Here is an 11,047-nt window from a genome sequence, read left to right as displayed (position 1 = left end):
CATTGGAAGGTTATTTGGCATGCACAAATTTAGTATAGCATGAAATATTTTAAGTTTTCATTGAAAAATGTTGACTAACTATTAGCTGGTTTAGTTCTATAAGAAAAAGGATTGTCGAGCAACCCCGATCTCAACAAACGTACCTATTGTTTAACAAGAAGCAGAACTATCTTAGATATCCTCCATTATTAATATCGAATGTTGCGCCTGTATAATGCTTGGCTCTATCTGATAATAAGAAGACAACAGTATCAGCCACATCTTCAGGCAGGACAGGCGTATTGATGAGTTGGTGACTTAAATACTCCTCTTTTCTCCAATCAGGTATCGTACCCATCATGGGAGTATTAACCATCGTAGGAGCAACAGCATTAACTCGGATGTATGGTGAGAAATTCATTGCACAGCTTTTAGTTAAACCTAATATGGCAGCTTTTGATAACCCATAAATTGCATCTGAACTACCCTCCATTCCTGACACTGAAGACATATTAACGATAATTCCCTTACGTTGGCTTTGAAATAATTTTTTACCGAACATTTGTGAGAGATAAATAAACCCCTTAACGTTTATATCTAAGACTTTATCAATTTCATCTACTTGATAATCCAGTATATTTTTCGCCAAATAATTCCCCGCATTATTAACTAAACCATCTACATCAGCATGTTCTGCTTCAACATATACAAAAAATTTAACGACCTCTTCATGGTTACTTACATCTAACTGATATGTATGAAGTACATAGCGATCATCTATTGACCGTTTTAAATCATATAAGGAATGTTCATTAATATCGCACGCAATTACTGAAGCCCCCTCATGTAAGCATTGTTTGACAATTTCTTTTCCTATTCCAGAAGCCGCGCCTGTTACGATTACTTTTCTATTTTTGAGCACTTATTGAAGCTCCTCTCTCCATCTATTATTACTCTAATTAACTAAATAGTAGCATGAGTGTTAACCGTTATCCTTGTTGAACTAACCTGCCCCGTTAGTTGCATAAAGAAAAAGGCTAACACTATTAAAGTCTCGTCTCTTTCGCTTTAGCGTAAATAGTGGAACGTGGAACGCCTGTCATTTTAGCTATCTCATTTACACTTAATCCGTTAGATTCTCTCTCCTGAAACAGCTTCAAAGCCTTTTTAACGTCCTTCTCGTCCTTTCCTTTACGTCCCATATGAGTTCCTTTAGCTTTTGCCCTTTCACGTCCCTCAGTGGTCCTATCTTTGATTAAATCACGTTCAAACTCAGCAATAGCCCCCAGCATAGTAAACATTAGCTTTCCAGATGGTGTACTAAAATCAATCTGTTCTTTGATGAATACTAAAGCTATTCCCCGTTCTTCTAGTTCCTTAGCAATCTTTTGTAAATCAAATGTACTCCTAGCTAGTCTGTCTATTTTGTAAACAACCAGCTTGTCTCCTTCCCTTAAAAAGTCTAACGCCTTAATCAGTTCCTCACGATCACTTTTAGCACCACTTTGTTTCTCTATGAATATCTTCTCACAGCCATATTCTTTTAACTTCTCTTCCTGTAAATCTAATGATTGATCAATGGTGCTTACTCGTCCGTATTCATAATCACATCCGATGCGTGAAACAACTACCTTTTGGATTTATCTTTTATAGTTTTTGCTATTGCTAAAAAAATGATGATGTTAATATAGAAGTAGCTATTAGAAAAATAGAAAAAATTATAGGAGTGAAGGACAATGAGTGTACATAAAGCCCTTACGTTACATGCTCAAAAACAAAATCAACTTTTTACTAAATTTTCCCTATTAGACCAACAACGTGAAGATTATATTCAAGGAGCTATAGAATTATGTAAGGCTGAAAAGGATTTTACAACAGACCATATTAATCAAATCACTATGCAAATCAATGTTCTTGCAAACCAAAGGCTAATACCTACTCGTAAATTAGTTACCCCAGAAATGGTTCATTCATATGTGGAGTCATTAAAGTAAAATAATTTACTGATCTCTTAGTCGTAAGAAAAAGCACCGAATATCGGTGTTAACCCTCGACCTCCTGACACTCATTTTATAGATGAGTGTTTTTTTATGCTCAAATCTCCAAAAATACTCGTTAGTTCTACAAAAAGAAAAATATAGAAAGCTAGTTTACCTTTATCCTGCATATATTCAAATATGGACAAGATAAAGGGTGAATAATTGATGACTAAACAAACTCTTTTTAAAGGAACTATGATTTTAACAGTTGCCGCATTCATTACAAAGATATTGGGATTCGCTAACGGAATAGTATTAGCAAATGTAATAGGTCCTGAAGGCGTCGGGCTTATCATGATGGCAATGCCTGTTACTGGTCTTTTAATTACATTAACTACGTTAGGGCTCCCCATAGCTATATCTAAACTGGTTGCTGAAGCTGAAATAAAGGGAAACTATAAACGTGTAAAAAAAATCCTGGTTGTATCATTAGTAACTACTAGCTTATTAGGATTAATTTTAATGATTATTGCAATTTTCGGTGCTAAGGCATTATCTTCACATTTCTTAACAGATCAAAGAGCTTATTATTCTTTGCTTGCCGTTATACCGATAGTCCCTATTGTGGCAGTTTCTTCAGTCATAAAAGGATATTTCCGTGGCAAACAAAACATGACGCCAATTGCGCTATCCCAAGTAATTGAGCAAGTTGTTAGAATTGGGCTTATATTTTTTCTAGTTCAGTGGCTTATTCCTTACGGAATCGAATATGCTGCAGCTGGAGCAGTTCTTTGTGGCATTATTGGAGAAGGATTTTCTCTACTATATTTATTCTCTGTGTTTAAATGGTCAAAACATAAAAAATTCAAATTACACCATTCCTTTATTAAACAGATCAGCAAAGGTAAGGAAGTTTTCTTCGATTTACTTAAAACTGGTCTGCCGACAACTGGAAACGGCTTTATACAATCTTTGATAGGAATTATTCAGCCCATTCTGATTACACAAAGTTTGGCTCTGGCCGGTATTGGAACGGCTTTAGCTACAAAACAATATGGTATTGTGATGGGATATGCTATACCTTTAATGCTTCTTCCGGGTTTTGTAACGAATTCTTTATCAGTAGCTTTAGTACCAGCCATTAGTGAATCGAAAGAGAATAATAATCATCTTCTTATTAAGAAAAGAATTCAACAAGCTGTAAACATAGCTTTGATTGTAGGCGTTCCATGGACAATCATTTTGTACGTTTTTGCAGAGCCCTTAACGACTCTGATATATAAGTCACCGGAAGCAGGTACTTTTCTTAAAATCATGGGGCCATTCTTTCTACTACACTATTTCCGTACTCCCTTTCAAGCAGTACTTATTGGTTTAGGAAAAGCGAATACTGTCATGATAAATAATTTAGTGGCTTCAATAATATCCTTAATTTCTATAGTCTTTCTGGCTTCAAACCCTGAATTAGGGATTTATGGAGTCGCCCTATCTTTAAATATAGGATTGACCTTAGGTACATCCCTTCATTTCTTTTCAATTAAAAAATTAATTGGGCTTTATTTAAACCTAATCGATACTATCAAAGTTATTTTATCCGGTATTATTATGGGGTACGGTGGATTAATTACATTTAAATATATTCAAAATGAGACTACAAATTCAATCGTGATATTGGTTATATCTTTAACTATTTCCTTGCTTAGTTATCTACTATTTCTACTTTTTTTCAAGATCATTGATTTCAAAAAATTGCATAAGTAGCATACATTTAACTAACTTACTGATCGGTGACAATACAGTTGTTTAATTTTGCTTTTATAAAACACACTTAACACCGTCCTATTATTCAGACGGTGTTAAAATTTTCTTTAACCATCAACAGAAATAAAGTCGTTTAAACAACTTCCTTAAGCAACTAACGCACCCGTAAGTTCATTAAGAAAAAGGCTCGCATCTGTTATTCATTAGGCATTAATAACCCGTAAAACCTCCAAATACATTATTTACAAGAAAAGATGTGATATTAGTCATCCAATCAAAAAACAAGACAACCCCCATAATAATTGTGAAATAACCGCCAAATCGAGTTATATTGTGATTATATTTCCTTATCCATCCTGATTTACCGATAAAAAAGGACATTGTAAAGAACGGTATGGAAAAACCAAGTATATAAGCAATCATATATATTAATCCCTGACCAGTAGATAAACCAAGGGCCATAACGGCACCTAATATTGGTCCTACGCAAGGAGTCCAACCAGCAGCATACCCTATTCCAATTAAAACAGAACCTATATAACCTGATGGACGATTTTTAAAAGTTATTTTCCTATCTATCATTAGAAATTTTGGTTGAAAAACCCCAACAATAATTAACCCAAAAACAATTATCAAAATTGCCCCTACTTGTCTAATTAAATCAATGTATTCATAAAAAAGGGCATAAAAAAACGATGTTGATAACCCTAACACTACAAAAATAATTGAAAACCCAATCAAAAAGAAAAAGGTATGAAGTATTGTCTTACGATTTAATTTTCTACTATCTTCTTTTAACTCACTAACTGAAAAGCCTGTAATATACGATAAAAATGCAGGATATAAAGGCAAACAACACGGAGATATAAAAGATAATACCCCTGCACCCAAAGATAAAAAAATGTTTAAGTCTTCCAATCTAATTTCCTCCAATTTTGATTTTCCCTTGTATGTAGATTTTACCATATATTCCTGTGTTTTCTTGAACTATCCTGTCCGCATAAAGAAAAAGCTGCCTTAAAGACAGCTCCGATCTTCAGCTAACGCACCTGTTAGTTGATTAAAGAATTTAAAATGACTCCCCAATAAAGAAAACTCATAGTAAAAAAAACAAACGCAAATGCCGATATTGCTTTTGGTAATTTACCATAAAAGTATATTAATGCTAACCCTATTAGTATGTGAATAAAAGCAAAAAGAATAAGACTCATTTACCTCACCTCTTACCTAAATTGTACCATTTTCCACTTTGATAAATAATCCCTTCTTTCACTAACCTACCCCGTTAGTTGCACAAGTAAAATTCCACACTAGATTCATCCAGTGGTTAACACTATGTTACAATAACACAAATTTAAGATGTAAATTTTGAGTACACTCATAATAGACAATTCAAAATGCTATTTTAAGTAGATTTTGTGTGTGAAATTTAAGTTAAATAATAAATAAATTAGATAAGTAGAATGAAAGGATGTCACTTTAGGCGTTAATTTGCACTTATTTTAAGAGCTGTTTTGCACATACAACTTTAAAACCCATCTACCTTCATAAGAGAAGTTAGCTGAGTTTCTTCATTTTTACTACTTTTCTAAATAGCGATAATGAAGCGTTGTTTTAAAAATATATTATGTCAGATATTCTACATTACTTTACAGAATCCTTTGTCGAAATCTCGGTAATTTGTAGAAACATGCTGTTAATTTTGATAAAGAATTGCTTCATTCACTGCTTAAAATGATCACACTTTTGCCTTCCATATAAAGAATGTACTCACTTTTGGTTCCTACTGATTAGACACAAAAGTGAGTACATTAATTTGTGAAATGGTTGATTAATAAGCAATTATAGATACCTGAAATGTTCTTGCTTTTATGATCTTCTACACCTAAGATTCATTATAGTCCCCTAATTTGGCTCAAGTTGACTATATCATTCATTGTTGCTTCCGATAATTCTCTCGGTTAGTTCTCATAATAAATGGTTTCGAACATAATTCTTTCGCTTGGATCGAATAATTCCTAATTATGAATTACGTTCGAGCTTCGGTTGATTATCTGTGTACTAGTAGTTGAGAAAAATTACTTCTTGAACACTTAACTAGTTACACATTCAATTTAAAGTTCTACGGTGAGTTTCTAACTGCCTAACAACCTATCTTAAGACTTAGATGAACTCACATCGTCCAGTGTGCGTCGTTTTGTGCAAATTCGGGTCATCAATCTTAGTATTAAACCATGAACGTTAAAACACCGCAATTTCGTGTTTAAAATCATTTAGTAAATATTGTTTAAAAGAAAACTATATGATGTCTGACTTCCCAGCAGCTATTCAAGCACGAAAAGCCGATAAAAATATATGACCTTAATGGGATATTGGCACCACCCTCTTCATCTGGGGCACTATATTGATCTCCATCATCTTCCCGAAAAAATTTTGCAAACATCATATGTTTCAGTTGGTTCTTTATCTGTTTTTAACTCCAACAAGGACAAGTATTTTCATTCGATCACCTTAATTCCTACCTATCGTCCAATTAACTTGCCCCTGTAGTTAAAGAAAAAAAGCCTTACTACTTATTGAAGTAAAGCACCCATTAGTTTAATAAATTTTTGAGAGAGTCAAATACAAATAAAGCTTCACCCCTTATGTGCTATTAGAAGCATTGACTCGTATTTAGGACTATGTTTTATTTGTTTTTCTTTTTTCAATTTCTTTTTTCACCAAAGGGATTACCTTTTCTTTTACTGTTTTTTGTACTTTTGGATCACTTATTAATTTTTTAAATTTGTTTAACACATTCATACCTCCGATTTATTAAATTTGGGATTTAACTAATATGGCTGTGTACTAAAAGGAATAAACGATTCTTCTTGTCTAACATTTCACAAATGTTAAAAGTGGCAGGCAATTCTTAAAGTAAATTACCCGCAAGAATAAAAAAATCTAAAGAATTCCACTGTGCATAATATAACCTCTTTTAAGAGCTGTTTTTAGTCGTTAATCTACCTTCGTTTAACAACCTCTTTATATACCATATATGCAATTACAATTATAGCTAGAATAAAAATTACTTTCATCCAAATCTACTCCCCATCTACTTTTTCTATCCTTTCTTATACCCGTAATCTGTATTAAGAAACAATGAGATAAAGGAAAGGTTAAAAAACCATAACTGATTTGTTATTAAATAAAACATAGTTTTCATAATAAGTGTCTTGGTTGTAATAACCCAGGTAGAAAATGTATACAAGCTGACAATAATGCGTTTAACACCTTTCTATCTTTGGTCTTCGAACAGCAATTATGAGATATCAATTTGCAATTTGTAAAACAGGTAGTTCCCAAATTTCCTATCTTCAATAGGCAAGATTACAGGATTTTTTTCTGTATGAACCAATTTAAATCGAACATTGGCATACATAGGACTATCCGCAAGGTGATGCACCACTCCCACTCCTTTAAGTCTCTTACAGTATCTTGTAATTGGATTCAGGAAGAGGAAAATAAATATTGCTTTGGTGTACATAATATAAAGAATAACCAATGACAGTAAAAGTGTTATGAAAAGGGTGAACAAATGGAAAGAAATAACGCAATTGACTTTATTAAATTTTTTGCAATATTTTCTGTTGTAGTCATTCATGTATTCCCAAGGGATAGCCAGATTGGTCTATTTATTCTCGATAACGTCTCAAGGTTTGCGGTGCCATTCTTCTTTACTGCATCTGGTTATTTATTCGGTAAAAAGATGGTACATACAAGGGATTCCATTGACTATTTTAAAAGGTATATTATAAAAATCTTAAAACTGTATTTATGCTGGCTCTTCTTTTATATGATGTATGATGTTCTTATTCTTTATAAAGTTGCTACCGATGCACTAAAGGAATTTGCGCAATACATTAATCAATTTTCATTTCTTGATCTTATATATTATGGAACTGGGACTAGCGGATACCAATTGTGGTTTTTAACCGCATTAATTTGGAGTGTAATCATTCTATTCGTTTTTTTAAAGTTAAAAAAAGTGAAGCTTCTTTTAACCATCAGCCTAATCTTAAACTTGATAGGTCTTTTCGGACAATCGTATTCGATGTTCTATGAATTTCCCCTAAGTACACGGGATGCTTTATTCATTGGTCTTTTTTATACAACTTTGGGCTTCTTCTTTGCGGATGAAAAATTCTTTAAAAAGTCAAAATCAATAACAGCCAAAACCTGCCTATTATTAATTTTTATCTTCTTTACTGTCCAAGTGGTAGAAGGATACTTATTAGAAAAGGTGTTATCAGGAAGTCATGGAGAATATTTTATTTCTACTATCTTTTTAACTGCATTTCTTTTTTTATTTGCATTAAATAATAAAACATTGGGGAAGGATTTGTTCATTACTAAAGTAGGAGGAAGAGCCCTAGGTATATACATTGTTCATGTAGTCTTCATCGATATTTTTGATTTGATTTTATCGGCAGTAAAAATGGATCATATATCCGACAATTTATTGTTAAAACTATTTGAGACACTCCTTATAATTTCTATGTCGTACATTTCTTATGACCTGCTTCAATATTTCAAAAGGCGTTTAAGCAAAATGATAAAAACCAGTTAGTGGATAGTTACAATGATAAAAAAGCATGAGACCTCAAGTCCCGATGCTTCTTCTTAAAATTTACGCTTGAAAAACCATAGATCCAAGCTTTCTTAATACGTTTATACTCCCGCGTTGGCTTATAAAAAAAAGCACCCTTTTTGACAGCTTGTTCTTTCGAAATATACTAACAACACTGCCGTTTTAGTCCTGGAAGAAAATTTTACTGAATTAACATACCCGTTTGTTCAAAAAAATAAAAGTTATCCTTTGCAACCCCTATTTTATTATTTGTTTTCCTTCTACTCCACTAAAAACAGATTATCGTAAGCCCTAGTATACGATCCATCTAATAGATATTGTTTAGTTGATATGCATTGGATACTGTCCAATGCATATCAACTAAAGAGAAAAATCTGCGTTGGCCATTGTAGTAACAATCATTACGCATCATTTCACCAAATCGTGCCAAGTCACGCAATGTAGACCGCATACCACAAATGGAAATATCCAAACCGATTAGATCTACTTGCATCTATGCGTTTTCTTCTGCCCCCAGTTTAGACCCATTTTTTATTGAATTAATTCTGCCATATTTTTCACGGTCAAGTGTTTGACTTAAGAATATTTTTAAAACTTATCCGGAAACTGCTTTACAACTCCCGCAGAGATAGTATCTGCCATTAAGATTATATGTGTGACCCCTTCGTCAATTGAAACGATTCTTCCGTTCCAATCTTTTGCTAAGCTTGCAGATAAATCATTTGTCACTAATTTCAGATGCATATACAGCAATTTTTTTAGATCTTCATTTTTTAAATAGGGGTTGGCACCGCTAAGGAAGGCTGCTATTTCATCAGCATTTCTATACCATTCTTTGTTTAGCTGTTTCACCAAGACTTCATTTCCGCTTTTAGCCGCATCTACAATCTTTCCCGCAATCACAATATGCTCTTTAAGTAAATCCGTAAGTTTGTTCCCAGCTTTCTCACCGTATACTGGCTTTATAGCATTTCCAATATCCTCCTGATTTTTCAGAAGCCTAGCCAATACCTGTTTTTGATCCTCCGCTCCAGCTGTTGTTGCACTTGTAATGTAATTACTTGTCCACAAAACATGATCAATCCAAAGTTTCCTGAATTCATTTGCGAACTTTACCTCAGATTGACTAACACTTTGCACCTGCGGTTTAGCGTATGCACTGGTTGTTCCAGACACCATGTTTAGAGGAAATAAAAAAATAAATCCCATCAACAATAATTTTTTCATAAAACCATCTCCTTCCAAAGTTTAATAACACCTTTTTATTATTGATATATGGGATTTTAATATTCATGATAATGGTTCTACTTACCCTGTTGAACGGTAAATTGGACTTAGACGAACGCACATCTTCCTATGTAAACTGTTTTGTATAAGATTAGGTCAACTATCAAAGTATTGATACAAGGACTACAACGTCGCGATTTGCGCTTAAAATATGATGAATCAATGTTTAAATTACTTAAAAATTCAAGAATGAGACGCCAAGAAATAGTGGATTTTAATATAATACATAATTATGTAAACTTCCCGATAAGTCAGCGTTTCAGGACTTTGAAGATATATTATCTAAACTAGAATGAAGTGTTTTATAGGCAATGTTCACAGTTTCATATTCCCCTTTTGTACACAGACACAAAGTTCAATACATTAGGGTCATTAATTTGAGTACATAGTGTTATTAATCCACTTAAAACCTCACTACTTCTCTCTAACTGTTTTGATATACAAAATCGAGTACATTATTAACAATCTAAACGTATACATTTAACTGTAAACACACATACCACCGTTCAGAAATTTATGAACGGTGGTATGTGTGTTGCCCTTTCAACCTATACCTTCTCGCTGGATAAAGCTTTCCATTCTAGGTAAACGGTATAAAGTTCAGAGGGGCGGTCAGATTCGTCTGTCCTGATAGTTGTTTGTTGCCTTTACTCCTCTTCATAGAGCGTAAGAAATGAATCCGGCACGGCACGTCCTTCTGCGATCGCGTTTACCCTGTCGACGAATTCCGGTAGAATCAGATGACGCAGAGGCTGGTCTACTTGATTCAATCGTTTGAATGCCTCCCGAGCCAAATCATCCCATTCCTTGTAGCGATGCAGATAATCATCCGGCATCACTACGGTGCTTGACGTCCCTTCCTCCGGTTCACACTCGAATGGTTCATCTAACCCTAGCGTAGCATAGTCGCATGTGATTTGCTCTCCGGGGAGAATATCCCTTGACGCTAATTCAATCTCATAGACAGTCGATACCACATTTGGACTGAAGCTGTGATTAATGTATCTAGCATGATCCCAGCACAGCACGTAGCGGTCGTCATCGTTGAGGTAGGCATATTTATAGACGATTTCCCTTCGCAATAGATCAAGCGATTCAATCTCATCTTCCTCGAGGATGATGTCCAAATGATCCAATGCCCAGATAATCGTTCCTTTGGGAATCATTTTTGTGGCAAAAACGCCCACACCAATCTTTTCATTGACAAACCGAATCTCGGTATCTGGATGTATCATCGATTCTGTTCACCCTTTCTCACAATTACTATTACAATATATAGCAGATTCGTTTATTTGACTGTTCATTCGCGTATTTTATCCAAGTTCAATTAGCGGAATTTCCTCCTGGAAAACTTGAAAGCACTTTTATTTATGTTCCACAATTGGTCGCCTTCTCTTATATGAAATCTAAT

Annotated in this window: 8 protein-coding genes; 3 read left to right on the top strand and 5 right to left on the bottom strand. The window is 34.0% G+C overall.

The window, feature by feature from the left end; translation table 11 throughout:
- Positions 1-166 precede the first annotated feature (166 nt).
- Positions 167-901: an SDR family NAD(P)-dependent oxidoreductase gene (locus ACIQZD_RS19645; RefSeq protein ID WP_402905601.1), complete on the bottom strand. Its 735-nt coding sequence runs from the start codon at positions 899-901 to the stop codon at positions 167-169.
- Positions 902-1,025: 124 nt separating this feature from the next.
- Positions 1,026-1,595 (bottom strand): recombinase family protein, encoded by a 570-nt coding sequence (locus tag ACIQZD_RS19640; RefSeq protein ID WP_402905650.1) that lies wholly within the window; start codon positions 1,593-1,595, stop codon positions 1,026-1,028.
- 120 nt (positions 1,596-1,715) lie between these two features.
- Between ACIQZD_RS19640 and ACIQZD_RS19635 the strand changes: the two genes are divergently transcribed.
- Positions 1,716-1,973: a DUF2533 family protein gene (locus ACIQZD_RS19635; protein WP_057277283.1), complete on the top strand. Its 258-nt coding sequence runs from the start codon at positions 1,716-1,718 to the stop codon at positions 1,971-1,973.
- A gap of 210 nt (positions 1,974-2,183) precedes the next feature.
- Positions 2,184-3,719 (top strand): stage V sporulation protein B, encoded by a 1,536-nt coding sequence (gene spoVB, locus ACIQZD_RS19630; protein ID WP_402905599.1) that lies wholly within the window; start codon positions 2,184-2,186, stop codon positions 3,717-3,719.
- A 210-nt stretch (positions 3,720-3,929) separates the two neighbouring features.
- Here spoVB and ACIQZD_RS19625 read toward each other — a convergent pair whose 3' ends face one another.
- Positions 3,930-4,637: a cytochrome c biogenesis CcdA family protein gene (locus tag ACIQZD_RS19625; RefSeq protein WP_402905597.1), complete on the bottom strand. Its 708-nt coding sequence runs from the start codon at positions 4,635-4,637 to the stop codon at positions 3,930-3,932.
- A gap of 2,659 nt (positions 4,638-7,296) precedes the next feature.
- On the opposite strand from ACIQZD_RS19625, the gene ACIQZD_RS19620 reads away from it, so the two are divergent.
- A complete protein-coding gene (locus ACIQZD_RS19620; RefSeq protein ID WP_402905595.1) occupies positions 7,297-8,328 on the top strand; it encodes an acyltransferase in 1,032 nt (343 codons plus the stop codon).
- A gap of 609 nt (positions 8,329-8,937) precedes the next feature.
- Here ACIQZD_RS19620 and ACIQZD_RS19615 read toward each other — a convergent pair.
- Together ACIQZD_RS19615 and ACIQZD_RS19610 are read right to left on the bottom strand one after the other, a co-directional pair.
- The gene (locus ACIQZD_RS19615) at positions 8,938-9,576 is read right to left on the bottom strand and encodes a glycosyltransferase (RefSeq protein WP_402905593.1); all 639 of its coding nucleotides are present in this window, start codon (positions 9,574-9,576) and stop codon (positions 8,938-8,940) included.
- A 707-nt stretch (positions 9,577-10,283) separates the two neighbouring features.
- Positions 10,284-10,871: an SET domain-containing protein gene (locus tag ACIQZD_RS19610; protein ID WP_402905591.1), complete on the bottom strand. Its 588-nt coding sequence runs from the start codon at positions 10,869-10,871 to the stop codon at positions 10,284-10,286.
- Positions 10,872-11,047 lie beyond the last annotated feature (176 nt).

The sequence above is a fragment of the Peribacillus sp. NPDC096447 genome (assembly GCF_044762725.1).
In the GTDB taxonomy this organism is placed as follows: domain Bacteria; phylum Bacillota; class Bacilli; order Bacillales; family DSM-1321; genus Peribacillus.
This window is presented reverse-complemented; position numbering and strand designations above follow the sequence as displayed.

Bases quoted from the DNA above. Each gene is read 5' to 3' on its own strand.
- ACIQZD_RS19635 (WP_057277283.1), top strand. From the start codon at position 1,716: ATGAGTGTACATAAAGCCCTTACGTTACATGCTCAAAAACAAAATCAA.
- spoVB (WP_402905599.1), top strand. From the start codon at position 2,184: ATGACTAAACAAACTCTTTTTAAAGGAACTATGATTTTAACAGTTGCC.
- ACIQZD_RS19620 (WP_402905595.1), top strand. From the start codon at position 7,297: ATGGAAAGAAATAACGCAATTGACTTTATTAAATTTTTTGCAATATTT.
- ACIQZD_RS19615 (WP_402905593.1), bottom strand. From the start codon at position 9,576: ATGAAAAAATTATTGTTGATGGGATTTATTTTTTTATTTCCTCTAAAC.
- ACIQZD_RS19610 (WP_402905591.1), bottom strand. From the start codon at position 10,871: ATGATACATCCAGATACCGAGATTCGGTTTGTCAATGAAAAGATTGGT.